25 protein-coding genes are annotated in these 23,288 nt (G+C 74.4%); 10 read left to right on the top strand and 15 right to left on the bottom strand.

The window, feature by feature from the left end; genetic code table 11:
* Positions 1 to 66: 66 nt before the first annotated feature.
* The 11 genes from FHR36_RS07525 to FHR36_RS07475 form a co-directional block, all read right to left on the bottom strand.
* Positions 67 to 1,179, bottom strand: a complete 1,113-nt coding sequence (locus tag FHR36_RS07525) for an NAD(P)-dependent alcohol dehydrogenase (protein WP_253795030.1) — start codon at positions 1,177 to 1,179, stop codon at positions 67 to 69.
* A gap of 2 nt (positions 1,180 to 1,181) precedes the next feature.
* Positions 1,182 to 1,718 (bottom strand): VOC family protein, encoded by a 537-nt coding sequence (locus FHR36_RS07520; RefSeq protein ID WP_253795028.1) that lies wholly within the window; start codon positions 1,716 to 1,718, stop codon positions 1,182 to 1,184.
* On the bottom strand, positions 1,715 to 2,482 hold the full coding sequence (locus FHR36_RS07515; RefSeq protein WP_253795026.1) for an SDR family oxidoreductase: 768 nt from the start codon (positions 2,480 to 2,482) through the stop codon (positions 1,715 to 1,717). The genes FHR36_RS07520 and FHR36_RS07515 overlap by 4 nt, the downstream gene beginning before the upstream one ends.
* A 76-nt stretch (positions 2,483 to 2,558) precedes the next feature.
* A complete protein-coding gene (locus tag FHR36_RS07510; protein ID WP_253795024.1) occupies positions 2,559 to 3,284 on the bottom strand; it encodes a cupin domain-containing protein in 726 nt (241 codons plus the stop codon).
* On the bottom strand, positions 3,281 to 4,294 hold the full coding sequence (locus FHR36_RS07505; protein WP_253795022.1) for a zinc-dependent alcohol dehydrogenase: 1,014 nt from the start codon (positions 4,292 to 4,294) through the stop codon (positions 3,281 to 3,283). Before FHR36_RS07505 ends, FHR36_RS07510 begins: the two co-directional genes overlap by 4 nt.
* Positions 4,291 to 4,695 carry a pirin family protein gene (locus tag FHR36_RS07500; RefSeq protein WP_253795020.1) on the bottom strand — a complete coding sequence of 135 codons (405 nt, stop codon included), beginning with the start codon at positions 4,693 to 4,695 and terminating at the stop codon, positions 4,291 to 4,293. The genes FHR36_RS07505 and FHR36_RS07500 overlap by 4 nt, the downstream gene beginning before the upstream one ends.
* Positions 4,692 to 5,012: a cupin domain-containing protein gene (locus tag FHR36_RS07495; RefSeq protein WP_253795018.1), complete on the bottom strand. Its 321-nt coding sequence runs from the start codon at positions 5,010 to 5,012 to the stop codon at positions 4,692 to 4,694. Before FHR36_RS07495 ends, FHR36_RS07500 begins: the two co-directional genes overlap by 4 nt.
* Before the next feature lie 42 nt (positions 5,013 to 5,054).
* Complete coding sequence (locus FHR36_RS07490; protein WP_253795017.1) at positions 5,055 to 6,215, bottom strand: 3-dehydroquinate synthase family protein; 1,161 nt, start codon at positions 6,213 to 6,215, stop codon at positions 5,055 to 5,057.
* A 165-nt stretch (positions 6,216 to 6,380) separates the two neighbouring features.
* Complete coding sequence (locus FHR36_RS07485; RefSeq protein WP_253795015.1) at positions 6,381 to 6,773, bottom strand: pirin family protein; 393 nt, start codon at positions 6,771 to 6,773, stop codon at positions 6,381 to 6,383.
* Positions 6,770 to 7,513: a cupin domain-containing protein gene (locus FHR36_RS07480; RefSeq protein WP_253795013.1), complete on the bottom strand. Its 744-nt coding sequence runs from the start codon at positions 7,511 to 7,513 to the stop codon at positions 6,770 to 6,772. The genes FHR36_RS07485 and FHR36_RS07480 overlap by 4 nt, the downstream gene beginning before the upstream one ends.
* Positions 7,498 to 8,667, bottom strand: coding sequence for a sedoheptulose 7-phosphate cyclase (locus FHR36_RS07475; RefSeq protein ID WP_253795011.1), 1,170 nt, complete (start codon positions 8,665 to 8,667; stop codon positions 7,498 to 7,500). The genes FHR36_RS07480 and FHR36_RS07475 overlap by 16 nt, the downstream gene beginning before the upstream one ends.
* Before the next feature lie 235 nt (positions 8,668 to 8,902).
* Here FHR36_RS07475 and FHR36_RS07470 point away from each other — a divergent pair, with 235 nt between their 5' ends.
* The 8 genes from FHR36_RS07470 (at position 8,903) to FHR36_RS07435 (ending at position 17,206) form a co-directional block, all read left to right on the top strand.
* Positions 8,903 to 10,207 carry a phosphoribosyltransferase family protein gene (locus tag FHR36_RS07470; RefSeq protein ID WP_253795009.1) on the top strand — a complete coding sequence of 435 codons (1,305 nt, stop codon included), beginning with the start codon at positions 8,903 to 8,905 and terminating at the stop codon, positions 10,205 to 10,207.
* A gap of 133 nt (positions 10,208 to 10,340) precedes the next feature.
* Positions 10,341 to 11,549 carry a 4-hydroxyphenylpyruvate dioxygenase gene (gene hppD, locus FHR36_RS07465; RefSeq protein ID WP_253795007.1) on the top strand — a complete coding sequence of 403 codons (1,209 nt, stop codon included), beginning with the start codon at positions 10,341 to 10,343 and terminating at the stop codon, positions 11,547 to 11,549.
* Between the two features lie 45 nt (positions 11,550 to 11,594).
* Positions 11,595 to 12,785: a homogentisate 1,2-dioxygenase gene (locus FHR36_RS07460; RefSeq protein WP_253795004.1), complete on the top strand. Its 1,191-nt coding sequence runs from the start codon at positions 11,595 to 11,597 to the stop codon at positions 12,783 to 12,785.
* Complete coding sequence (locus tag FHR36_RS07455; RefSeq protein ID WP_253795002.1) at positions 12,782 to 13,594, top strand: hypothetical protein; 813 nt, start codon at positions 12,782 to 12,784, stop codon at positions 13,592 to 13,594. Before FHR36_RS07460 ends, FHR36_RS07455 begins: the two co-directional genes overlap by 4 nt.
* Positions 13,591 to 14,802 (top strand): fumarylacetoacetase, encoded by a 1,212-nt coding sequence (gene fahA / locus FHR36_RS07450; protein ID WP_253795000.1) that lies wholly within the window; start codon positions 13,591 to 13,593, stop codon positions 14,800 to 14,802. Before FHR36_RS07455 ends, fahA begins: the two co-directional genes overlap by 4 nt.
* Before the next feature lie 200 nt (positions 14,803 to 15,002).
* Entirely contained in the window at positions 15,003 to 15,212 is a 210-nt protein-coding gene (locus FHR36_RS07445) for a hypothetical protein (protein ID WP_253794998.1), read from the top strand.
* Between the two features lie 90 nt (positions 15,213 to 15,302).
* Positions 15,303 to 16,331, top strand: a complete 1,029-nt coding sequence (locus tag FHR36_RS07440; protein WP_253794996.1) for an enoyl-CoA hydratase/isomerase family protein — start codon at positions 15,303 to 15,305, stop codon at positions 16,329 to 16,331.
* Positions 16,332 to 16,429: 98 nt separating this feature from the next.
* The gene (locus FHR36_RS07435; protein WP_253794994.1) at positions 16,430 to 17,206 is read left to right on the top strand and encodes an enoyl-CoA hydratase; all 777 of its coding nucleotides are present in this window, start codon (positions 16,430 to 16,432) and stop codon (positions 17,204 to 17,206) included.
* A gap of 73 nt (positions 17,207 to 17,279) precedes the next feature.
* On the opposite strand, the gene FHR36_RS07430 is transcribed toward FHR36_RS07435, so the two are convergent.
* Positions 17,280 to 19,049, bottom strand: coding sequence for an NAD-binding protein (locus tag FHR36_RS07430; protein WP_253794992.1), 1,770 nt, complete (start codon positions 19,047 to 19,049; stop codon positions 17,280 to 17,282).
* Between the two features lie 174 nt (positions 19,050 to 19,223).
* Here FHR36_RS07430 and FHR36_RS07425 point away from each other — a divergent pair, with 174 nt between their 5' ends.
* Positions 19,224 to 19,823, top strand: a complete 600-nt coding sequence (locus tag FHR36_RS07425) for an HdeD family acid-resistance protein (RefSeq protein WP_253794990.1) — start codon at positions 19,224 to 19,226, stop codon at positions 19,821 to 19,823.
* A 51-nt stretch (positions 19,824 to 19,874) separates the two neighbouring features.
* Here the strand turns inward: FHR36_RS07425 and FHR36_RS07420 are convergent, their stop codons facing one another.
* Positions 19,875 to 20,198 carry an antibiotic biosynthesis monooxygenase family protein gene (locus tag FHR36_RS07420; RefSeq protein WP_253794988.1) on the bottom strand — a complete coding sequence of 108 codons (324 nt, stop codon included), beginning with the start codon at positions 20,196 to 20,198 and terminating at the stop codon, positions 19,875 to 19,877.
* 147 nt (positions 20,199 to 20,345) lie between these two features.
* Between FHR36_RS07420 and FHR36_RS07415 the strand changes: the two genes are divergently transcribed.
* Positions 20,346 to 20,603, top strand: coding sequence for a Prokaryotic metallothionein (locus FHR36_RS07415; protein WP_253794986.1), 258 nt, complete (start codon positions 20,346 to 20,348; stop codon positions 20,601 to 20,603).
* A 3-nt stretch (positions 20,604 to 20,606) separates the two neighbouring features.
* On the opposite strand, the gene FHR36_RS07410 is transcribed toward FHR36_RS07415, so the two are convergent.
* Positions 20,607 to 21,887 carry a GNAT family N-acetyltransferase gene (locus FHR36_RS07410; protein WP_253794984.1) on the bottom strand — a complete coding sequence of 427 codons (1,281 nt, stop codon included), beginning with the start codon at positions 21,885 to 21,887 and terminating at the stop codon, positions 20,607 to 20,609.
* Positions 21,888 to 22,039: 152 nt separating this feature from the next.
* Positions 22,040 to 23,275 carry a cytochrome P450 gene (locus FHR36_RS07405; RefSeq protein WP_253794982.1) on the bottom strand — a complete coding sequence of 412 codons (1,236 nt, stop codon included), beginning with the start codon at positions 23,273 to 23,275 and terminating at the stop codon, positions 22,040 to 22,042.
* Positions 23,276 to 23,288: the final 13 nt, after the last annotated feature.

Here is a 23,288-nt window from a genome sequence, read left to right as displayed (position 1 = left end):
CCCCCCACGCCCACGCGCCCCGGCCCGCCGACGGTCCCCCACTCCCCCACCCACCCTGCGCCCGCCTCACAGCAACAGCACCGGCTTCACCACCTCCCCACCCGCAGCCGCCGCCGCGGCCTGTTCGACCTCCTCGAACGGGTACGTGCGGACCAGTCGGTCGATCGGCAGGCGGCCGGAGCGGACCAGGTCGGCGAGGGCGGGCAGGAAGCGGGCCGGGTCGCTGTCGCCCTGGTTGATGCCGGTGATGCGCGGTGCCCGGGCCAGCAACGCCGGTACGTCCAGCGCGACTTCGCTGCCGGCCGGCGGCGCGCCGACCACCCCGCACACCCCGCCGACCGCCAGCGCGTCCACCGCCTGCCGCAGGGCCCGTACGCTGCCGCTGGTCTCCAGCGCGCAGTCCGCGCCGAGCCCGCCGGTGAGGTCGCGGATCGCGGCCGCCGGGTCGTCCGTCCGGGCGTCGACCACTGCGTCGGCGCCCAGGTCGCGGGCGAGTTCCAGGCGGCCGGGCAGCAGGTCGACGGCGATGATCCGGGTGGCCGGGGTGAGCCGGGCGGCGAGGAGCGCCGCGAGCCCGACCGCGCCCGCCCCGAACACGGCGAGGGCCGTCCCGGGCCCGGGTCGCAGGACGTTCAGCACCGCGCCGGCCCCGGTCTGTACGCCGCAGCCGAGCGGTGCGAGCAGCTCGACCGGCAGGTCGCCGCGGACCGGTACGGCGTTGCGTTCGCTCGCCAGCACCAGTTCGGCGAAGGAGGACTGGCCGAAGAAGCGCCCGTTCAGCGCGCGCCCGTCCTGGTCGAACACGGTGGCGCTGCCGTCCGGCCGCCGGCCGCCGAACAGGTTGAGAGCCGGCCAGTGGCGGCACTGCACCGGCCGCCCGGCCAGGCACGGCAAGCAGGCCCCGCACGAGTCGAAGGTGAGGACCACGGTGTCGCCCGGTCGGACCCGGGTGACGGCCGGGCCGACGGCGGCGACCGTGCCGACGCCCTCGTGGCCGAGGACGGCGGGCAGCGGCCCGGGGGTGCGCCCGGCCCGGACGCTGAGGTCGGTGTGGCAGATGCCGACCGCGGCGACGGCGACCAGCACCTCGTCGGGGCGCGGCGCGTCGAGCCGTACGGGTTCCAGCACGAACGGCGCGTGCGGGGCGCGGACCACCGCGGCGGTGGTGTCGGTCGGCACGGTCAGCTCCAGGCGGTGAGCGGTGAGTAGAGCCGGGCCTTGGTGTGCCGCTCGTACGGCATGCCGATCGGCATGTTCAGCACCTCCAGTTGCAGGCCCCAGGGGGTGCGGAAGTAGACCCAGCGGTCGCCGTGGATCGGGCCGCCGTCGGTGACGGTCTGCGGTTCGCCGAGCACCTCGACGCCGGGCTGCTGCCGCAGGTACGCGGCGGCGGCGTCCACGTCGGCGACGGCGATCGCCAGGTGGTGGCCGCCGATGTCGCTGTTGCGGGGCTGCTCGCGGCGCTGGTCGGGGGCGGTGTACTCGAAGAGTTCGAGGTTGGTGACCGGACCGATCCGCAGCATCGCGATGTGGGCGCGGGCGTCCCGGTGGACGCCGAGCTGCCGGGTCATCCAATCGCCCTCCTTGTCCTCCACCGGGCCGATCCGGTAGAGCAGTTGGGCGTCGAGGACGTCGGTGAAGAAGGCCACCGCCTGGTCCAGGTCGGGGACGGTGTAGGCGACGTGGTGGACGGCGAGCGCGCCGGGGATGCCGGTCATCGCGAACTCCTTAGGGTGGTCTCCTGGTTGGCGACGGCACTGGTGAGGCTGAGGCCGCCGTCGACGGTGAGGGTGATGCCGGTGGTGTACGCGGCCTCCGGCGCGGCCAGGTGGGCGATGGCGGCGGCGACCTCGGCGGCCCGGCCGGGCCGGCCGGCGGGGATGGCCGGGCGGTGCAGTCCGGCGGCGTCCGCGCCCTCGGGGACGCCGTTCATCGGGGTGGCGGTCTCACCGGGGCTGACGGCGTTGACGGTGATGCCGTGGGGCGCCAGTTCCAGCGCCAGCACCTTGGTGAGTTCGCCGAGGCCGCCCTTGGCCGCGCAGTACGCCGCGCCGCCGGGGATCGGGGTGAACTCGTGCACCGAGGTGACGTTGACGATCCGGCCGCCGCGGCCGGCCGCGACCATCCGCCGGGCGGCGGCCTGCGCGCAGGCGAACGGCCCGGTCAGGTCGACGGTCAGGATCCGCTGCCAGTCGGCCAGCGTCTCCGCGAGCGCGGGCGAACGGCGGTTGACCCCGGCGCAGTTGACCAGCACGTCGACCCCGCCGAGGAGGTCGGCGGCCCGCTCGACGGCGGCCGCGGCGCCGGCCGGGTCGGCCAGGTCGAGGGCGAACGGGATCCCGCCGCCGGCCAGTTCGGCGGTGCGCCGGGCGCCGGCCGGATCGCCGCGGTAGCCGAGGGCGAGGGCGTGTCCGGCCCCGGCGAGGGCCACGGCGGTGGCCCGGCCGATGCCCGAACTGGCGCCGGTGACGATGGCGTTCATCTGCTCCTCCAGAAGTCAGGGGTGCGACGGGCCGGGCGATGGCGATCCACGAGGTGGTGCCGAGCGAGGCCGGGGATCACGACGCCTCCGCCCGCGCGGCGGGCTTCACCTGGTACCCGGCGGCGGTGAGGCTCCCGGCGCCCAGGTAGCCGTACAGGGCGGTGGTGGTGCGGTCGGGGTCGGTGCGGTAGCCGTGCCACTCGCCGGCCGGGACGTAGGCGAGGTCTCCGGCGGCCAGGCGGACCGGGCCGCGTTCGGTGAGGTGCTCGCCTCCCCCGGTCAGCACCAGGAAGAACTCGCCGGCCGCCGGATGGCGGTGCAGCTCGTGGCGGCCGCCCGGGGTGAACGCCGAGGTGGCGACGGTCAGTCGGCGGGCGCCGACGCTCTGCGTGGTGGCCAGCCAGCGCACACCCATGCCGTCGAAGCCGCCGGTGCGCGCCAGCGTCCGGTCGCCGTCGCCCGCCGCGAGCCGCCGCGGCGGGCCCGGTGCGGCACCCACCGCTCCCACCGCCCCCACCGCACGTACGGCGGCACTCGCCGCGAAGAGGATCAGCGGGCCGCCCTCGGCGGTGAACACCGCCCGGCTGCCGGGCTGCTGGTGCACGCCCTCGCCGGGCAGCAGCAGCGCCCGGCCCCAGCGGGCGCAGCCGACCAGCACGACGTGCGCCTCCTCCCCGGCGGCGAGCACCTCCAGCCGTTCGCCTGCGGCCAGCGCGTGGACGGTGACCGTGCCGTGCGGGGCGGCGACCACCCGCCGCAGGTCGGGGACGGAGCGGGGAACGGCCGAGGGAACGAGGATCATCGGGTGCCTCCGAAGTCGAGCAGGATCTTGGGCGGTCCGCTGCGGCCGTGCTGCAGCCGGTCGAACGCCTCGGCGCCGGGCGGCAGCACGGCCGCGACCAGCGGCTCGGCGTCCAGCACGCCGTCCCGGAACAGCCGGACGGTGCGGTGGTAGTGGTCGAGCCCGTGCCGGACCCCGATCACCTCCAGTCCGCGCAGGGCGAGTTCGCCGGGTACGAAGCCCTCGGCCGGCGCGCCGGCCACCCCGACCACCGCCAGCCGGCCGCCCGGCTCCAGCAGGCGCAGTCCGCGCAGGAAGGACGGCGCCGCGCCGGACGCCTCGACGACCAGCGAGTACGCGCCGTCGTCCGCCTCCTCGGGCGTGGTGGCGCGCACCGCGCCGCAGCGCCGGGCGAGTGCGCGCCCGGCCGGGTCGATGCCGATCGCGTCGACCGATCCGGCCAGCCTGGCGGCGAGTTGGACCGCCAGCAGACCGATCGTGCCGGTGCCGATCACCGCCACCCGGTCGGGCAGGCGGCAGCCCGCCCGCTCCAGCGCGCCGACGACCGTGACGGCGGGCTCGACCAGCGCGGCGGCGGTGTCGTCCACCGCGTCCGGGACGGCGGTCAGCGAGGTCCGTGGCATGGTCAGGTACTCGGCGGCGGCACCCGGCCGGCCGTACAGGCCGACCTCGGTGAGCCGCCGGCACAGGGCCCGCCGTCCGGCCTGGCACCTCGGGCACAGGCCGCACGGCACCATGGTGTGTCCCACCACCCGTTGGCCCGTCGGGAATTCGGCGTCGCCGTCGACCACGGTGCCGACCCACTCGTGCCCCGGCACCAGCGGATAGCGGGCCCGGCCGTCCCGCAGGTACGAGGCGGTGCCGTGCAGCAGCTCCAGGTCGGTGCCGCAGAGGCCGACCAGTCCGGTCCGGATCAGCAACTCCCCCGGCGGCGGGGAGGGTTCGGGGATCCGCGCGAGGGCGGCCCGGTGCGGGGCCTCGATCCGCAGCGCGGTCATGGTGTCGTTCACGGCCGGGTCCTTCGGGTGGGGGCGCCGCGACGGGCGGGCCGGGGGGTGGCGGTCGGGGCGGCCAGGGCCAGCCGGAGCAGCTCGGCGCCGCCCGGTCCGGCGGAGAGCCGCAGGCCGCCGCCGCGCGGGACGAGCAGCAGGTCGCCGGCGTCGGCGAGGTGCTGGGCGCCGTCCGGCAGCCGTTCGGCCAGCGCCGGGCCGCGCAGCACGTACCAGGCCGACTCGGTGCCGGTCCGGGCCGGGAGCAGGTGTTCGGCGCCCGGGTCGAGCGCGAGGTGGTCGAACGCGTCGGTGGCGCTGCGCAGTGCGCCGTACGGCGTCAGCGAGCGGACCCGGGCGCCGGGCGCGTCCGCGCCGAGCAGCAGCGCGGTCGCCGCGGTGGGGGTGGTGACGACGATCATCGGGGGCCTCCTCGGGGGACGGCCAGGACGGCGTGGAAGTACTCCAGGCCCTCCTCGGCCGCGGTGAGGGTGGTGCGGGAGCCGAGCGGCAGGGTGACCGCCGTGCCCTCCGCCAGCGGCACCTCGCCGCCGGGGGTTTCGGCGGTGCCGGTGCCGGCGGTGACGTAGACCGCGTGCTCACGGCCCTCGGCGACGAGGTCGACGGCCTCCCCCGCCTCCAGCCACCGGCGCCCCACCGCACGCAGCGGCCCACTGAGCACCCGGCCGGGGTCGACGGCACGGCCGCGCCGCAACGCGGTGATGGCGGTCCTGGTCATCTCGGGCCTCCCGGTGTCCGGTTCGATCTCCTGCCACGACCCTCACCCACCCGCTGTCCCGGGCACACGGGCACCGCGTCCCGTCCCCGCCCCACCACCTGCCTGAGCGGGCACGGTGCCGCGGTCCGCCAGGGCGTCGGCCGCGTGGCGGAGGGTCGCGTCGTCGACGTCGGTGAGCAGGCTGCCGTCGGTGCAGTGCGGCTGTCCCGGGGCGTCGAGCAGGACCAGGCCGCGCCGGCCGCTGCGGGCGGCGGCGAGGCGGACCGCGGCGGGGAAGGCGGCCGGGTCGATCGGGACGGGCGGGACGAGCGGCAGGCGGGCGGCGGCCAACAGTTCCAGGTGGGCCCGCTCGCCCTCGCGGTCGAGCAGCCCGCGCCGGACGGCGATCCGCGCGGCGGTGAGCATCCCGAGCGCGTCGGCGTGCCCGACGGGCAGGTCGCCGCCGCACAGCAGCCGGATCGCCCGGCCCAGCGTGCGCCCGTACTCCAGGGCCAGGCCGGGCCCGCGCTCCTGCGGGTCGTACGCGAGCACGGCGGCCCGGGCGTCGGCGCACAGCGCCACGTACGCGACCAGCTCGCGGCGGCTCGGGCGGCCCTCCCGTCGCAGGGAGGCGGCGACGCGGTCGTACGGCCCGGGGCAGACGGCCAGGACGTGCCGGACGACCTCCGCCAGGTCGGCGCGGAGCCCGTCGACGGGCTGCCGGTCGAGGAAGTCCAGCTGTCCGAGGACGAGCTGGGGCGCGTGCCAGGCGCCGAGCACGCCGGAGGCGACGGTGTGGCGCAGCGACAGCGCGGGCCCGCAGAGCGCGCCGAGCGTGGTGGGGACCTGGACCAGCCGGCAGCCCTGGAACAGCAGGGCGGCCAGCAGCCCGCCCAGGTTGGCGACGTCCGGTCCGCCGACGGCCAGCAGGACGGTGTCCCGCCCGGCGCCGGCGGCGAGCAGCCGTTCGGCGAGGCGCTCGACGTCGCTCAGGGTGGCGGCGCCGTCGGTGTGCAGGACGGGCGCGCCGGGGCGGATCCGGGCGAGCAGTCCGGGCGCGGTGCCGGGGTCGGCGAGGACGGTGCAGCGGGCGGCGGGCAGGGCGTCGAGTTCGCGGTGGAGCTCGTGCCAGCCGGTGTCGCCGCTGCGGACCGTCAGGCGGACGCGGGCCGGGCCGAGTTGCAGGTCGCGGTCGAGTTCGGCGGTGTCGTCGGGGTCGGCCATCGCACTCACTCCTTCGGGTCGACCCCACCACGCTGCGGCGCCCGCCGCCCCGGGCGCCTGAGCCGCCGGGCCCGTTCCGGTCCGCCTCCCGGTCCCGGCAGCGCTCGCGGCAACGCCGGGCGCCGCGTCCCTGGGTGGGAGGCGGCGCCCGGCGACTGGTGTGATTCAGGGGCGGGTCAGATCGGGTCGGCGCGGGGGAAGTTCGGTGCTGATCCCGTCGGGGAGGACGGTGAGGCAGAGCAGCTCGGCGCCGAAGGGTCCGCCGTGCAGGTGGACCCGTCGGCCGTCGGGGGCCAGCAGCAGGTCGCCGGCGGCGAGGGTGCGGTGCGGCTGCTCCGGGCAGTCGAGCAGGGCTGCCAGCCCGGACAGCACGTACCAGGCCGCCTCGGTGCCGTCCCGTCCCGGGAGGTCGAAGCAGGCACCGGGGCTGATCCGCAGGTGGTCGAACGCCTCGCACTCGCTGTGCAGCATGCCCCGCCGGGCCAGGCAGCGGGTGCGCAGCCGCTGGGTGCCGGGCCCGAGGTGGACGGCGGGGTGGGCACGGTCGGCGACGATCACCGGGAGCCGCCTCCCTCCGGCTCGGGGCCGGCCGGGGCGAGGAGTTCGGCGTGGACGTAGCTGAGCCCGTCGACGCCGGCGACGACCAGGGCCCGGCTGCCGAGCGGCAGGGTGAGGCAGCGTCCCGGGACGAGCGGGACCCGGACGTCGTCCCCGATCGCGGCCCGCCCGGACCCGCCGGTGACGAACAGGGTGTGCTCGACCCGGTCGGCCCGGAGCGGGAGCCGTCCGCCGTACGGGAGGCTGTCGGCCTCCAGCAGCCGGAGCGGGCCGGTGAGGACGATCCGGGGGTCGACCGGGCCGATCCGGCGGAGATTGGTCACCACCGCGTGGTGGAGTACGGGCGCACGGGGCGCGGGGACGGTGGCGGGGACGGGGGCAGGGGCGGCGGGCATTTCGATCACCAGCCATTCCAGGGGTCGGGTGCCGAGGTTGCGCAGTCCGTGCCGGGTGCCGAGCCCGGTGAGGACCGCGTCCCCGGCGCGGACGGGGTGGGGGCGGCCGTCGAGGGTGATCTCCCCGTGGCCGGCGAGCAGGACGTAGACCTCCTCGGTCCGGGTGTGCCGGTGTTCCCCGCTGACGCCGCCCGGCGGGATGCGGGCCCATTCGACCGCCTCCCAGGCGCCGTTCAGCCCGACCCGGCGGGCGAGGCACGCCCACTGGGTCAGGCCCTCGGTGCCGTGCACGCCGTGCACGTCGGCGGGGGCGCGGGTGTCGGCGAGGATCACCGTGCGGCGCACGACAGCTCCTCGGTCTCGCGGGCGGCCGCGGCGAGTTCGGCCGCGGTGACGTCGTCGACGAAGCAGCAGTCGCCGATCCCGATCGGGAGCGGGAAGCGCTGCCGGCCGTCGCGGTGGCGGACGGTGTCGGTCAGGGCGTCGCCGAGGGTGGCCGGTTCGATCAGCGGGTGCCACACCGGCAGGCCGAGACGGCGCATCAACCGGTGGATCCGGTCCCGCTGCCCGGTGTCGAGCAGTCCGCGCCGGTGGGCGATGACGGTGGTGAGGGCCATGTCGAGGCAGACCGCCTCGCCGTGCAGCAGTTCGGGCAGCGCCCGCATCTCCACCGTCGGACTGAACGAGTGGCCGTAGTCCATGGAGCGTTCCAGCCGGTGCTCCCAGAGGTTGGGCTGCAGCTCGGAGAGCATCCCGTGGACCGCCCGGGTCAGCACCTCGCCGCCCGGGGTCGGTCCCTGGAACCGCTCGGCGACCAGCGCCTCGCCGTCACGGTCGAGCCGTTCGAACAGGCGGCGGTCCCGGACCAGGGCGATCTTGAGGATCTCCGCCATGCCGTTGCCGAGGTGCCGCCGGTCCAGCGTGGCGAGGAACGCCGGGTCGAGCAGGGTGGCGACGGCCGGATGGTAGGTGCCCAGCCGGTTCTTGTGGTCGCCGAAGTTGACGCCCGTCTTGGCGCCGACACCGGCGTCCACCAGGCCGATCAGCGTGGTCGGGATCCGGACGAAGGGGGTGGAGCGGCGGTACAGGCTGCACGCCAGGCCGACCACGTCCATCAGCACGCCGCCGCCGACGGCGAGCACCGGCTCGCCACGCCGGGCGAGGCCGAAGCGGTCCATCTGCTCGACCACCCGGTAGACCGAGTCCATGGTCTTGACCTGCTCGTGCGCGGGCAGCACGCACAGGCGGTACGGCAGTCCGCGGGCCTCGAACCAGCGGCGGATCCGCCCGCCGTACAGCCGGTCGACCGTCTCCTCGACGACCACCAGCCGGCGGCCACCGGCGCCTCCGGCGTTGCCGAGCGCGGGGTTGGCCGGGTCCAGCAGGCGGGGGGTGAAACGGACCTCGTAGGTGACGGGGAGGGCGGTGGCGACCGTCCAGGCGCTGACCGGCTCGCCTCGGGTGAACAGTCCGTGGGACAGGGTTTCGGTGGTGGTCACGGGGACTCCTTCGGGCGTCACGCAGGGGCTCTGCGACCCACATTCGCCATCCCGCCGTCCCAACCACGAGGGCCTGCGGCCCTCAAACGGGACGGGACGCGTGAACCCAGGGGCGCGGGGAACTGCGCGACCGGCCATGCGCTCACGTAGAGCGGTGGTCGGGCGCGCAGTTCCCCGCGCCCCTCGTGGTCGGCCCACCCGTGGCGCGTACGGTGGATCTCGGAGAGGTTGTCCCATGTACTTCACCGACCGAACCGATGCGGGCCGCCGCCTGGCGGCCGACGTGGCGCGGACACATCCGCACGACCCGGTGGTGGTGGGCCTGCCGAGAGGCGGTGTCCCGGTCGCGGCCGAGGTGGCGAAGGCGCTGGGCGCCCCGCTGGACATCTGTGTGATCCGCAAGCTGGGCGTGCCGTTCCAGCCGGAGCTGGGCATGGGCGCGATCGGCGAGGACGGCGCCCGGGTGATCAACGAGCAGATCGTGCGCGGCGCGGCGGTGACGCCGGAACAGCTGGCGGAGGTGGAGGTCCGGGAGCGGGCGGAGCTGGAGCGCCGGGCGCGCAGCTACCGCCGCGGCCGTCCGGCGGCGGACCTGCACGGCCGCACGGTGGTCGTGGTGGACGACGGGGTGGCGACCGGTTCGACGGCGCTGGCGGCGTGCCGGATCGTCCGGGCCCGGGGGGCGGCGCGGGTGGTGCTGGCCGTCCCGGTGGCACCGCAGGACTGGGCGCAGCGGCTGGGCCGGGACGTGGACCAGCTGGTGTGCCCGTACACGCCGAGCCACTTCTGGGCGATCGGCGAGTTCTACACGGACTTCTCGCAGACGGCGGACGCCGAGGTGCTGGCCTGCCTGGACGAGGCGGCAGCGCGCGAGGCGGCGGCCGGCAAGGACATCGACCCCCGGGAGCTGGTGCTGGCGGTCGGCGGCGTACGGCTGACCGGCGAGCTGGCGGTGCCGGACTCCCCGGCGGGGCTGGTGCTGTTCGCGCACGGCAGCGGGAGCGGCCGGCACAGCCCGCGCAACCGCTTCGTCGCGGCGGAGCTGAACCGGGAGGGCCTGGCCACGCTGCTGTTCGACCTGCTCACCGAGGCGGAGGAGCCGGACCGGAGCAAGGTGTTCGACACCGGGCTGCTGGGCGGCCGGCTGGCCGAGGCGACGGCGGCGCTGCGCCGGGAGCCGGAGGCGGCCGGGCTGCCGGTGGGCTACTTCGGGGCGAGTACGGGCGCGGCGGCGGCGCTGTGGGCGGCGACGGAGCCGGGGACGGGGGTGGCGGCGGTGGTGTCCCGGGGCGGGCGTCCCGACCTGGCCGGGGAGCGGCTGGCCCGGGTGCGGGCGCCGACGCTGCTGATCGTGGGCGGTGCCGACGGGCCGGTGCTGGACCTGAACCGGCAGGCGCGGTCGGAGCTGCGCTGCGAGAGTGGCCTGCAGGTGATCCCGGGCGCGTCGCACCTGTTCGAGGAGCCGGGAGCACTGGAGGCGGTGGCGTCGCTGGCGGCGTCGTGGTTCACCCGCCACCTCGCCGAGGCGGCCCCGCACTGAGCAAAATGACCAGCCGGTGCCGCCCCGACCTGCTCACCTTGTACACATTGATCAGCCCAAATCCGACCTGTTGCCCATCGATCGGAGCAGGAGCAAGCTCTGCGCAACCGACCTCGACGTGGAGGAAGCACCGATGACCGCCAACGCCGTTGAATTGACGCCCGAGGAGCGGGAGGCCGGCCTCACGGCCGAGCAGCTCCGCACCCTGGTGGGCCTGGTCGAGCACGACGCGGAGAACGACCCGTTCCCGGTCACCGCCCAGGACGCCGTGGTGTTCGTGGTCGGCAACGCCACCCAGACGGCCCAGTTCTACCAGGCCGTCTTCGGCATGGAGCTGGTCGCCTACTCCGGCCCGGAGACCGGCCGCCGCGACCGCAAGGCGTTCGTGCTGCGCTCGGGTTCCTGCCGCTTCGTGATCAAGGGCGGTGTGCTGCCGGACAGCCCGCTGCTGGACCACCACCGCCGGCACGGCGACGGCGTGGTCGACCTGGCCCTCGAGGTGCCGGACGTGGACAAGTGCATCGAGCACGCCCGCGCCCAGGGTGCCACCGTCCTGGAGGAGCCGAACGACGTCTCGGACGAGCACGGCACGGTCCGCCGCGCGGCCATCGCCACCTACGGCGAGACCCGGCACACCCTGATCGACCGCTCCCGCTACACCGGCCCGTACCTGCCGGGCTACGTCGCCCGCCAGTCGACCGTGGTCCGCCCCGAGGGCGCCCCGAAGCGCCTGTTCCAGGCGCTCGACCACGCGGTCGGCAACGTGGAGCTCGGCCGGATGGACGAGTGGGTCTCGTTCTACAACCGCGTCATGGGCTTCGTGAACATGGCCGAGTTCGTCGGCGACGACATCGCCACCGAGTACTCCGCGCTGATGTCCAAGGTCGTCGCCAGCGGCAACCACCGGGTGAAGTTCCCGCTGAACGAGCCGGCGATCGCCAAGAAGAAGTCGCAGATCGACGAGTACCTCGAGTTCTACACCGGCGCCGGCTGCCAGCACATGGCGCTCGCCACCAACGACATCCTCACCACGGTGGACGTGCTGCGCTCGCGCGGCGTGGAGTTCCTGAACACCCCGGACTCCTACTACGACGACCCCGAGCTGCGGGAGCGGATCGGCAAGGTCCGCGTCCCGATCGAGGAGCTCAAGAGCCGCGGCATCCTGGTCGACCGCGACGAGGACGGCTACCTGCTGCAGATCTTCACCAAGCCGATCGGCGACCGGCCGACCGTGTTCTACGAGTTCATCGAGCGGCACGGTTCGCTGGGCTTCGGCAAGGGCAACTTCAAGGCGCTCTTCGAGGCGATCGAGCGCGAGCAGGAGCAGCGCGGCAACCTCTGAGTCGCGGCAACCTCTGAGTCAGAGTCGACAGGGAGACCGGGAACGATGGCGCACTACCGGCAGCTCGGCGATGTGCCGCGCAAGCGGCACACCCAGCACCGCACGCCCGAAGGCGGGCTGTACTACGAGGAGTTGATGGGCGAGGAGGGCTTCTTCTCGGACTCCTCGCTGCTCTACCACAAGGGCATCCCGTCGGCGGTGACCGCCGCCGAGGTGTGGGAGCTGCCGGACCAGTCCACCACCGCCAACCTCCCGCTGCTCCCCCGGCACCTGAAGCTGCACGAGCTGTTCGCGGGCCAGGAGTGGAAGTCCACCGACGTGGTGGCCGGCCGCCGCCTGGTGCTCGGCAACGGCGACGTGCGGATCTCGTACGTCGTCGCCGGGGCCCCGAGCGAGCTGTACCGCAACGGGCTCGGCGACGAGTGCGTGTACGTCGAGTCGGGCTCCGGCACGGTGGAGACCGTCTTCGGCACCCTGGAGGTGGGCCAGGGGGACTATGTGATCATCCCCCGGGCCACCACCCACCGCTGGCTGCCGAGCGGCGACGAGCCGCTGCGGGCGTACTGCATCGAGGCCAACAGCCACATCACCCCGGCCCGCCGCTACCTGTCCAAGTACGGGCAGCTGCTGGAGCACGCGCCGTTCTGCGAGCGCGACCTGCGCGGGCCGGTCGGCCCGCTGGTGGTGGACGGCGACGGCGAGGTCGACGTGCTGGTCAAGCACCGCGGCAGCAGCGGTGTGGTGGGCACCCGGTACACCGTGCCGCACCACCCGTTCGACGTGGTCGGCTGGGACGGCTGCCTCTACCCGTACGCCTTCAACATCGCCGACTTCGAGCCGATCACCGGGCGGATCCACCAGCCGCCGCCGGCCCATCAGGTCTTCGAGGGCAACAACTTCGTGATCTGCAACTTCGTGCCGCGCAAGGTGGACTACCACCCGCTGTCCATCCCGGTGCCGTACTACCACGCCAACGTGGACAGCGACGAGGTCATGTTCTACTGCGGCGGCAACTACGAGGCGCGCAAGGGCTCCGGCATCGGCCAGGGCTCGATCTCGCTGCACCCGGGCGGCCACACCCACGGCCCGCAGCCGGGCGCGTACGAGCGCTCCATCGGCGTGGAGTTCTTCGACGAGCTGGCGGTGATGGTGGACACCTTCCGCCCGCTGGAGCTCGGCGAGGCCGCCACCGCCTCCGAGGACCCGAACTACGCCTGGACGTGGTCGCGGCGATGACTGTTCCCGCACTCTTCACGGGGCTGTTCGACGACGCGGCGGTCTTCCCGCCCGGCGACGCGCCGCTGCCCGACGCGGTGGCGGCGCACCGCACCCACCGGGCGTCCTGGTACGCCGAGTCGGTCGGCCCGCTGCTGTGCGGGGCCGGCCGGATCGGCGAGCTGGCCGCGCTGGCCGGGCCCGATCTGCCGGTCGGGCTGGTGCTGCCACAGGGCAGCGCCCACCTCGCGCCGGCGCTCGCGGACGCGGCCGGTCTGACGGTCGCCACCGTCGAGCTGGCCGACCCCGACGTACGGCAGGCGGTGGCGGCGCTGGACGCGCTGCTGCCCGAGGGCGTCACCGCCGCCGTCGAACTCCCGCGCGCCGGCCGGCCGGAGGACGCCCTGGACGCGCTGGCCGGGACGCCGTACCGGGCCAAGTACCGCACCGGCGGGCTCAGCGCCGACGCCTTCCCCGACGAGGCGGAGCTGGCCGCCTTCCTGGCCGGCTGCGCCGAGCGCGGCCTGCCGTACAAGTGCACGGCGGGCCTGCACCACGCGGTGCGGCACACCGATGCGGCGACCGGCTTCGAGCACCACGGCTTCCTCAACGTGCTGCTGGCCTCGCTGGCCGGCGACCGCAAGGTGGCCGCCGACGTGCTCGCGGAGCGCAACGGCGCCGTGCTGGCCGGGGCGGCCGGTGAGCTGACCGACCCGCAGATCGCCCACATCCGCCGCCACTTCACCTCCTTCGGCACCTGCAGCATCGCCGAGCCGCTCGAAGACCTGGAAACGCTCGGCCTGCTCGGCCGGCACTTGGAGGACCGTTGACCACCTGGCTCGACCTTCCGGCCGACTCGCCGTACGGCATCCACAACCTGCCCTACGGCGTGTTCAGCGCCCCCGACCGGCCGGGACGGCGGCGGATCGGCGTGCGGATCGGCGACTTCGTGCTGGACGCCGGCGCCGCCGCCCGCGCGCTCGGCCGCCCCTCGGTGCTGCTGGACGCGGACACCCTCAACCCGCTGATGGCGGCCGGCCGGTCCACCTGGACCGAGGTGCGGGCCGCGCTCACCGGCTGGCTGAGCGACGAGGCCCACCGCCCGGAGATCAGCCGCTGCCTGGTCGACCTCGCCGACGCCGAGCTGCACCTGCCGTTCGAGGTCGCCGACTACGTCGACTTCTACGCCTCCGAGCACCACGCCACCAACCTGGGCCGGATCTTCCGCCCGGGCAGCGAGCCGCTCACCCCCAACTGGAAGCACCTGCCGATCGGCTACCACGGCCGGGCCGGCACCGTGGTGGTCTCCGACACGCCGATCGTCCGCCCGCACGGCCAGCGCAAGGCGCCCGCCGACGCGCTGCCCTCCTTCGGCCCGACCCGCCGCCTCGACATCGAGGCCGAGGTCGGCTTCGTGGTCGGCACCCCGACCGCGCTCGGCACCCGGGTGGCGCTGGCCGACTTCCGCGAGCACGTCTTCGGCGTCTGCCTGCTCAACGACTGGTCCGCGCGCGACATCCAGGCCTGGGAGTACGTGCCGCTCGGCCCGTTCCTCGGCAAGTCCTTCGCCACCTCGGTCTCCCCGTGGGTGGTCCCGCTGGACGCCCTGGAGGCGGCCCGGGTCACCCCGCCGGCCCGCGACGTCGAGCCGCTGCCGTACCTGGACGACCGGGACGGCGAGCCCTGGGGCCTGGACCTGGCCATCGAGGTCTCGCTCAACGGCCAGGTGATCTCCCGCCCGCCGTTCGCCTCGATGTACTGGACCGCCGCCCAGCAGCTCGCCCACATGACGGTCAACGGCGCGAGCCTGCGCACCGGCGACCTGTACGCCTCCGGCACGGTCAGCGGCCCGGAGCCGGAGACCCGCGGCGCGCTGATCGAGCTCACCTGGAACGGCGAGCAGCCGGTCAAGCTCCAGGACGGCGCCACCCGCACCTTCCTGGAGGACGGCGACGAGGTCACCCTCACCGCCACCGCCCCGGGCCCCGACGGCACCCGGATCGGCTTCGGCGAGGTCACCGGCCGCATCGTCCCCTGAGCCGTCCTGCCCTGAGCCCCCACGGCGGCGCGCGACGTCAACCACGTGTGCACAGCGCGCCGCCGTACGGGTGAGATTGCCGCTTCCCGGATCCGTCCCCCGCTATCAGTTGTCCCACGAACGTCCCCCGAGCCCGGCCGCCCACGCCCGGCGCGGACGGGGACGGCACCCGTATGGACACTGCCCCGGAGGACCCCCCGATGAAGCTGCGCACCCTGCTCAGCGGCACCGTGCTCGCCGTCGCCAACCTGCTGCTGCCCGTGCCGCAGGCCGACGCCGCCCCACTCGCCCCGCACCCGCTGCCGGCGGTCGCCGCCCCGGCACCCGGGACGGCCCACTGCTTCCACGCGTACCACCCGATGTCCCCGGTCGTCCCGGCGTCCGTCGTGCCGGCCCACCACCCCTGCTGATCCGCCCCTGCCCGGGACCGGGCCCGCCGCCCCGCGCGGCGGGCCCGTATCGTTGCCGCCCGGGGAGACCTGACGACGGGAGCGACGACCTTGGATGTGCTGATCGAGCGGGACGGCCGCGCCGGACGGATCACCCTGAACCGGCCGAGGGCGCTCAACTCGCTGACCCACGACATGCTGCACACCGTCCGCGCCGCACTGGACGCCTGGGCCGCGGACCCGACGGTGGCCACCGTGGTGCTCACCGGCGCCGGCGAGCGGGGCCTGTGCGCGGGCGCCGACATCCGGGCGATGCACGACGACGCCAAGGCCGGCGGCGCCGGCTACCGGGTCTTCTTCCGCGACGAGTACCGGCTGAACGAGCTGATCTCGCGCTACCCCAAGCCGTACGTCGCGGTGATGGACGGCATCACCATGGGCGGCGGCGTCGGCCTCTCCGCCCACGCCGCGCTGCGGGTGGTCACCGAGCGCACCACGGTCGCCATGCCGGAGACCCGGATCGGCCTGGTCCCGGACGTCGGCGGCAGCCGGCTGCTCGCCCGTGCCCCCGGCGAGCTCGGCACCCACCTGGCGCTGACCGCCGGTTCGATGACCGCGGGGGACGCGCTGCACTGCGGCTTCGCCGACCACTTCGTCCCCTCCGCCGACCTCCCCGGGCTGCTCGCGGCGCTCGCCCAGCGCGACCCGGCCGAGGCGCTCGCCGCGTACGCCACCGAGGCGCCGGAGAGCGAACTGGCCGCCCAGCGCGACTGGATCGACGCCTGCTACGCGGCCGACGAGGTGGAGGAGATCCTGGAGCGGCTGACCGCCTGCGGGGTGACCGAGGCCAAGGAGGCGGCCGAGCAGATCGCCGCCAAGTCGCCGACCATGCTCAAGGTCACCCTGGCGGCCCTGCGCCGGGCCCGCGCCCACACCTCGCTCGGGCAGACCCTCGACCAGGAGTACCGGATCTCCTGCGCCGCGCTGGACCACCACGACCTGGTGGAGGGCATCCGCGCGCAGGTGGTGGACAAGGACCGCAACCCGCAGTGGCGGCCGGCCTCGCTCGCCGAGGTCGGCCCGGCCGAGGTCGCCGCATTCTTCGCACCGCCCGCCGACGGGGACCTCGGTCTGGGGTGACCATCGTCTCGCCTGTCGAGACTGGCGCGGGCGGGGCGCCTTCGGAGATCGTATCCAGCGTCAGAGTGCCGCAGGGCAACGCAAGGGAGTCAACGACGATGACCGAGTACGAGACGATCCTGGTCGACCGCAAGGGGCGGGTCGGGATCATCACGCTCAACCGGCCGAAGGCGCTCAACGCGCTCAACACCGAGCTGATGACCGAGGTCGTGGCGGCGGCGAAGGCGTTCGACCGCGACCCGGAGATCGGCTGTCTGGTCGTCACCGGCTCGGAGAAGGCCTTCGCGGCCGGCGCCGACATCAAGGAGATGCAGGAGAACGCCTTCCCCGAGGTGTACCTGGACGACTGGCTGGCCCCCTGGGACGAGCTGAGCCGGCTGCGCAAGCCGGTGGTGGCCGCGGTGGCCGGCTACGCGCTCGGCGGCGGCTGCGAGCTGGCCATGCTCTGCGACATCCTGATCGCCGCCGACACCGCGAAGTTCGGCCAGCCGGAGATCAAGCTCGGCGTGATCCCGGGCATCGGCGGCTCGCAGCGCCTGACCCGCGCGGTCGGCAAGGCCAAGGCGATGGAGCTCTGCCTGACCGGCCGGATGATGGGCGCCGAGGAGGCCGAGCGCGCCGGCCTGGTCTCGCGCATCGTGCCGGCCGACGAGCTGATGGCCGAGGCGATGGCGACCGCCGAGACGGTCGCGGCGATGTCCGCGCCGGCCGCGGTGATGATGAAGGAGTCGGTCAACCGCGCCTTCGAGACCACCCTGGCCGAGGGCGTCCGCTTCGAGCGCCGGCTCTTCCACGCGGCCTTCGCCACCGCGGACCAGAAGGAGGGCATGGCCGCCTTCGCCGAGAAGCGGCCGGCCGAGTTCACCAACCGCTGACCCGGCCGGGGCGGGCACCCGGTGCGGCGCCCGCCCCCCGGTCACCGGAGGGTCCGGGCCCGGTCCGCGCGGATCACTGGATCAGCCGGGCCAGGCCGGCCCGGGTCGCGGCCACCACGACCCGGTCACCGGCCGCGAGCCGGCGGGCGCGGTCGGCGTAGTTCCACAGGTACTCCCTCGGCAGCCGGGCCAGCCGGACGGCGATGACCCGGACCCCGCCCGGGCCTTCGATGTCGCCGATGTCCTGCCCGATCAGGCCGGAGCCCTCGTCCGCCGCCAGCTCGGCGATCAGCAGCACGTGCCGGTAGACCGACAGCGTGCCCAGCACCTCCCGGCCCATCAGCGCCGCCGCGAACGCCGGCGCCGCCAGGTAGGACACCGAGCGCGAGGCCACGTTGCCCAGCGTCGCGTACACCAGGTGCGCGAAGTTGTCGTCGAACAGCCGCACCACGATGCGGATGTCGGGCCGGACCGCACGGGCCTCCAGCGCCGCCTCCAGGTTGGCCGCGTCGTCGCTGGTCACCGCGACCACCGCGCGGGCGTGCCGGGCCCGGGCCCGGACCAGCTGGGCGGCCAGCGGGCCGTCGCCGATCACCACCGGCAGTCCGAGCGCCCGGACCGCCTCGATGCCCCGGGCCTGCGGGTCGCGCTCGATGCAGACCACCGGTACCCCGGTCCCGTGCACCAGCGCGGCCACCCGGCTGCCCACGTTGCCGAGGCCGACCACCACCACGTGGTCGCGGGTCCGGGCGCCGGGCGCCCGCGGGATGCCGCGCCGTCCGCTGGCCAGCGCCTCCACCACGATCGCGGTCGCCACCGGGACGAAGGTGATCCCGCAGAAGGTGATCAGCACCTGGGCCGCCCGGCCCGCCGCCCCGCCGGTCAACTCCTGCCCCGGCATGTCGGGTTGGGCCGCACCGGCGACGTCCAGCAGGGTGTAGTAGAGCGTCCAGCCCAGGCTGCCGCTGTGCTGCCACAGCACCGCGGCGCCGACCAGCACCGCGACCAGCGCGGTGGTCAGCACCATCCGCAGCCGGGCGCTGGTGAAGTAGCGCAGCGCGTCCTGACCCCACCAGCGCAGCCGCTTCCACAGCGGGATCGGCAGCGGCGGCTCGCTGGTCAGCGCCTGCAGCGCCGCGACCTGGCCGCGTTCCTCGGGCGCCGGGTCCTGCCGCCGCCCGATCTCGATCGGGCCCTCGTCGCCGACCCGCTGGGCCAGCTCGATGTATGCCGAGGCGCGGCTGCCGGCGTCCGGTAAGAGGCGCATCGCGCCGAGGTCGTTGGGGTCGATCCGGTCGGCGACCAGGCACACCTGGTTGTCCCGGATGTCCTCGCCGTGCGCGACGTACAGGAAGCGGTCGCCGACCTGGACGGAGTTCGGCCGGCCGAGCGCGCCGTTGGCGAAGGCCGGGGCGGCGGTGGCCGAGCCGGACAGCGCGATGCCGTTGGGCAGCAGCCGCTCCAGGTGCTCGCCGAGCCGCTGGTTGAAGATCCGCAGCACGATCCGGACCTCGGCGTTGCACTGCTGCGCGGTCAGCGCGGCATGGATGTTCTCCTGGTCGGTGGCGTCCACCAGGGCGATGCCGAGCGCCGTCCCGATCCCGGCCGTCCGCAGCACGTCCTCGGTGATGGTGGCGGACTCGACCACCGCCGACACCCCGGGCAGCTGCTCGATCCGCGGCCCGTGCTCGCGCGCCAGGTCCGGGACCAGGGCGACCACCGGCACCTCGTACTGCTCGATGAGTTCCTGGATCAGCCGGTGGGCGATCGCGTTCCCGCCGCAGACGATGTAGTGCCCGCGGATGGTGCCGGTCTGAGGGGTCCCCCGCCCTTCGTCCGTCATACCGTCAGATTCTAGATCCCCCGTTCGGCCCCGCAGGGGGACTCCAGATGGCCGGTGGGCGATCAATTGCCGTACACCGGCGTGTCGTCCGAACGGCGCAGGCCCGCGGGCGGGCCCCTGCCGACCGGACCAGAGTGGAGGGGTAGCTCTGCCCGACGCCCGTCAGGAGTCCCCATGGCCGCCACGACCCCGACGCCCGCCGGCCCGCCGGCCGAAGGCCCGATCCATCAGCTGGCCAAGCTCGCCTGGCAGGCGGTCCTGATCGGCGGCGTCGTCTCACTGATCCTCGGCATCCTGGTGTTCTCCTGGCCGGAGGAGACCCTGCGCGTGGTCGGGGTGCTGTTCGGGATCTACCTGGTGGTCATCGGCATCGTCCAGCTGGTCGCCGCGTTCGAGAGCCACATCTCCACCGGCATGCGGATCCTGGCCTTCATCAGCGGAGCCCTGTGCGTCCTGCTCGGACTGCTCTGCTTCCGCAGCGCCGTACGGTCGCTGGTGCTGCTCGGCCTGTGGATCGGCATCGGCTGGCTGTTCCGCGGGATCACCCAGCTGGTCGCCGCCTTCTCCGAACCGGTCACACCGATGCGCGGCTGGCAGATCTTCGCCGGCTCGCTCAACATCATCGGCGGCGCCCTGCTGATGGTCTGGCCGGTGGAGTCGATCACCGCGCTGACCGTGCTTGCCGGCTGCGTCCTGGTGGTGCTCGGGCTGGTGGAGATCTTCACCGCGTTCCGGATGCGCGGACGCGCCAAGGAGATCCCGTCCGGCCTCTGAGCCGCCCGCCCGGCCTCCGAGCCACCCGCCCCGGCCCGGCGACCGCGCCGGTCAGTCGCGGGCCACCCGCTCGAACTGGGACAGCGAGGTGTAGTGCGACACCGTCGGCGGGTGGTCCAGGTAGTTGAGCTCGCCCTCGGACCAGACCGGGCGGATCCGCCACATCGGCCCGGCGTACGCGCGCAGCGCCTGCTCGTCCCGCCAGCGCGTGATCATCCGCACCCGGTGGTCGCCGTCGGTGAGCGCCCGCAGCAGCTCACCGCCGAGGAAGCCGTCGTTGCGGGCTATCTCCGGCAGCACGGTCGAGGCGAGTTCCCGGCAGAACTCCTCGATCCGCCGTGCCGAGACGTGCGCCTCCCAGATTCTGACGATCATGACGGCCTCCTTCTGCGGGCCTGTGCCCATTATCCGTTCGGACCGCCGCCGATTGCCGACCTGCGGTCGGCGGCGAAGACTCGATGACGCATCCCTGCTCGATCCCCACCCGATGTCCGACCTGCGACAACCGAGAGGAACCCTGCCATGGCGGTCTGCGTGGTGTGCAACAACGACTACTGGCTGTCCTTCGAGATCAAGACGATCACCGGGGACACCTACACCTTCGACAGCTTCGAGTGCGCGATGGAGAAGCTTGCGCCGCGCTGTGAGCAGTGCCAGGTCCGCATCGTCGGGCACGGCGTCGAGGTGGCGGGCAGCTTCTTCTGCTGCGGCCACTGCGCCCGCGCCAACAGCGAGCTGGGCGCCCAGATCCGCGACGCGGTCGGGGCCCACCCCTCGTGACCGCTATACGCGGGCATGTGAGCCGATGTCGGCGGTGAACTCCTCGATCATCGCGGGGGTCACCGTCGGCCGGCACCCCGCGATCGCGGCGCGGTAGTCGTCCGTCGTCGCCCCTGCCGAGTCCGGACCGGGCGCTGTGCCGTCGCCGAGGTCGCGCTCGAAGGCGGCCTGGGCGGCGGAGCGGGCGGCGTGCTCGATGTCGGCGGGGGTGAACAGCTCGCTGGCGTCCACCAGCACATCCAGCTTCACGTCGGTCCGGGTCGCCGCGTAGCGGGACCAGATCGCGGCCCGCGCCGCGGCGTCCGGAGTGCCGATCGGGATCAGGTAGTCGAACCGGCCCGGTCGCAGGAAGGCCGGGTCGAGCGAGCGGATCGAGTTGGTGGCGCAGACCAGCAGGCGCTCCTCGCCCTCGCGGAAGCCGGGGATCAGCTTCAGCAGTTCATTGGTGACCCCGTGCATTCCGCCGACCGCGCCCTCGGTGCGCAGCGGCGCGATCTCCTCGACCTCGTCGATGAAGACCAGCACCCGCTCCAGCCGGGCGATCCGGGCGAACGCGGTGCGCAGGGCGGCCGCCAGATTGCCCTGGTCGGCCAGTCGGGAGGGCAGCAGCTCCACGAACGGCCAGCCGAGCCGGGAGGCCACCGCCCGGGCGAAGGTGGTCTTGCCGGTGCCGGGCGGACCGAACAGCGCGATGGCGCGCGGCGGCCGTACCCCGTGCCGGGCGGCCCGCTCGGGCTCGGCGAGCGGCCGCACCACCCGCCGCTCGATCAGGTTCTTCTCCGCCTCCATGCCGGCCACCTTGTCCCACAGGTCTCCCGGCAGCAGCCGACCGCCCAGCTCCTCCAGCAGGTTGGCCACCGGACCGGTGGGCGGCTCGGCCTTCTCGAAGTACCCGACCGCGGGACGGCGGGTGTAGCCGGCGTTGCGCAGGCCCTCGCCCAGCAGCTCCTCCTCCGGCAGCACATAGGCGATCCGGCGGATCCGGCGCTCGACCAGGCGGCGCTCCAGCTCGCGCAGCAGGGCGCTGGCCAGTCCCCGGCCACGCCAGGCGGGAGCGATGGCGATCCGCATCACCCACGCCCGGTCACCGGCCAGGTGGGCGAGGGCGGCACCGATCGGGGTGCCCTGGCTGACCGCGACCACGGCCGGCTGCCGGGAGGTGAGCGCGCCGATGCACTCGGCAAGGGAGAACACCGACTCCTGGCCGAGCTCGGCGGTGGTGTCGATCAGGTGGACGACCGCCGCCAGGTCGTCCTCGCGGTAGTCGTGGATCAGCCAGTCCATCCGGGCCCGCCTCTCGTCGTGCGTGGTCCCGGAACGGTAGGCCGCCCCGGGCCCGCACGGCGCCCGACGGTTCGGACAAACGCCGGGGCCGAACCGTACGGATCGCGGGTGGCCCGGCCGCCTCAGTACGTCGCAGCACGCCCCCGTACGTCTCAGTACGTGAAGCGCAGCGACTTCACCCGGTGGTCGAAGTTGGACGGGATCAGCTCCGGCTCACCGACCGAGCGGATCTCCGGCAGGCGGGTGAACAGCTCCCGGTACAGCGTCTTCATCTCCTGGCGGGCCAGGTAGGCGCCGAGGCAGAAGTGCGGGCCGCCGCCGCCGAAGCCCAGGTGGGGGTTGGGCGAGCGGGTGATGTCGAAGGTCTCCGGGTCGGTGAAGACGGCCTCGTCGCGGTTGGCCGAGCCGAAGAACAGCACCACCTTGTCGCCCTTGGCGAGGTGGGCGCCGTTCAGCTCGTGGTCGACCGCCAGGGTGCGGCGGAACTGGATGATCGGCGTCGAGTACCGGACGACCTCCTCCACCGCGGTGGGCAGGTGGGCCTCGAAGTCACCGGTGAGCAGCGCCCGTTGCTCGGGGTGGGCGGTGAGCAGGTGCAGGCCGTGGGCGAGCGCGTTGCGGGTGGTCTCCACACCGGCCACCAGCAGCAGCGAGAAGAACGCGCCCAGCTCGCGGGAGTTGAGGTGCCGACCGTCCACGTCCGCGGTGACCAGGGCGGAGATCAGGTCGTCGGCGGGCCGCCGGCGGCGCTCCCGGCCGAGCGCGGCGATCACCACCTGCATCCGGGCCAGCGCCCGCAGCCCGCGGCCCGGCACCCGGATCCGGCTGCGCGCCACCCCCGTGTGCTCCGAGGCGTGGTTGATCAGCGCCAGAATCTGCCGCCGCTGAGGTTCGGGGATGCCCATCATGGTGCAGATGACCTGGTACGGCAGCTCCGCCGCGACCGCCGAGACGAACTCCTCCGGCCGCTGCGCCACCACCTCGTCCACCAGCCGGGTGGCGATCTCCTGGATCGAGTCCTCCACCCGCGAGATCAGCCGCGGGGTGAACGCGCGCGAGACCACCCGCCGCAGGTCGGCGTGGCGCGGATCGTCCAGGTTGACCATGGAGTCGCCGAACAGCAGCCGCACCCAGCCGGCCGGCTCGGGCGTGGTGACGCCCGGCCCGCTGATGAACACCTCCGGCGTCCGGCTGGCCGCCACCACGTCGGCGTGGCGGACCAGCGCGTGGAACGGCCGGCCGGTGGTCCGGTCGGTGAAGACCGCGGGCCGCTCGAGACGGCGCAGCGCGGCGAACGCCTCGGCCCGGTCGGACGCGGGCAGCTTCCAGAACTCCGGGTCACCGAGGTCGATGTCCGAAGGCGCGGTGACATCCGCCGGTGCATTCATGGGGCAATTTATC

This window comes from Kitasatospora cinereorecta, assembly GCF_024172095.1.
Taxonomy (GTDB): domain Bacteria; phylum Actinomycetota; class Actinomycetes; order Streptomycetales; family Streptomycetaceae; genus Kitasatospora; species Kitasatospora cinereorecta.
Note: the sequence above shows the minus strand (reverse complement) of the source record. Positions and strands in the feature narration are given on the sequence as shown.

What these genes read in the sequence shown, in the direction of transcription:
- FHR36_RS07520 (WP_253795028.1), bottom strand. Translation starts at nt 1,718, where the DNA reads ATGACCGGCATCCCCGGCGCGCTCGCCGTCCACCACGTCGCCTACACC.
- FHR36_RS07515 (WP_253795026.1), bottom strand. Translation starts at nt 2,482, where the DNA reads ATGAACGCCATCGTCACCGGCGCCAGTTCGGGCATCGGCCGGGCCACC.
- FHR36_RS07510 (WP_253795024.1), bottom strand. Translation starts at nt 3,284, where the DNA reads ATGATCCTCGTTCCCTCGGCCGTTCCCCGCTCCGTCCCCGACCTGCGG.
- FHR36_RS07500 (WP_253795020.1), bottom strand. Translation starts at nt 4,695, where the DNA reads ATGATCGTCGTCACCACCCCCACCGCGGCGACCGCGCTGCTGCTCGGC.
- FHR36_RS07495 (WP_253795018.1), bottom strand. Translation starts at nt 5,012, where the DNA reads ATGACCAGGACCGCCATCACCGCGTTGCGGCGCGGCCGTGCCGTCGAC.
- FHR36_RS07490 (WP_253795017.1), bottom strand. Translation starts at nt 6,215, where the DNA reads ATGGCCGACCCCGACGACACCGCCGAACTCGACCGCGACCTGCAACTC.
- FHR36_RS07470 (WP_253795009.1), top strand. Translation starts at nt 8,903, where the DNA reads ATGTACTTCACCGACCGAACCGATGCGGGCCGCCGCCTGGCGGCCGAC.
- hppD (WP_253795007.1), top strand. Translation starts at nt 10,341, where the DNA reads ATGACCGCCAACGCCGTTGAATTGACGCCCGAGGAGCGGGAGGCCGGC.
- FHR36_RS07460 (WP_253795004.1), top strand. Translation starts at nt 11,595, where the DNA reads ATGGCGCACTACCGGCAGCTCGGCGATGTGCCGCGCAAGCGGCACACC.
- FHR36_RS07455 (WP_253795002.1), top strand. Translation starts at nt 12,782, where the DNA reads ATGACTGTTCCCGCACTCTTCACGGGGCTGTTCGACGACGCGGCGGTC.
- FHR36_RS07445 (WP_253794998.1), top strand. Translation starts at nt 15,003, where the DNA reads ATGAAGCTGCGCACCCTGCTCAGCGGCACCGTGCTCGCCGTCGCCAAC.
- FHR36_RS07435 (WP_253794994.1), top strand. Translation starts at nt 16,430, where the DNA reads ATGACCGAGTACGAGACGATCCTGGTCGACCGCAAGGGGCGGGTCGGG.
- FHR36_RS07430 (WP_253794992.1), bottom strand. Translation starts at nt 19,049, where the DNA reads ATGACGGACGAAGGGCGGGGGACCCCTCAGACCGGCACCATCCGCGGG.
- FHR36_RS07425 (WP_253794990.1), top strand. Translation starts at nt 19,224, where the DNA reads ATGGCCGCCACGACCCCGACGCCCGCCGGCCCGCCGGCCGAAGGCCCG.
- FHR36_RS07420 (WP_253794988.1), bottom strand. Translation starts at nt 20,198, where the DNA reads ATGATCGTCAGAATCTGGGAGGCGCACGTCTCGGCACGGCGGATCGAG.
- FHR36_RS07415 (WP_253794986.1), top strand. Translation starts at nt 20,346, where the DNA reads ATGGCGGTCTGCGTGGTGTGCAACAACGACTACTGGCTGTCCTTCGAG.
- FHR36_RS07410 (WP_253794984.1), bottom strand. Translation starts at nt 21,887, where the DNA reads ATGGACTGGCTGATCCACGACTACCGCGAGGACGACCTGGCGGCGGTC.
- FHR36_RS07405 (WP_253794982.1), bottom strand. Translation starts at nt 23,275, where the DNA reads ATGAATGCACCGGCGGATGTCACCGCGCCTTCGGACATCGACCTCGGT.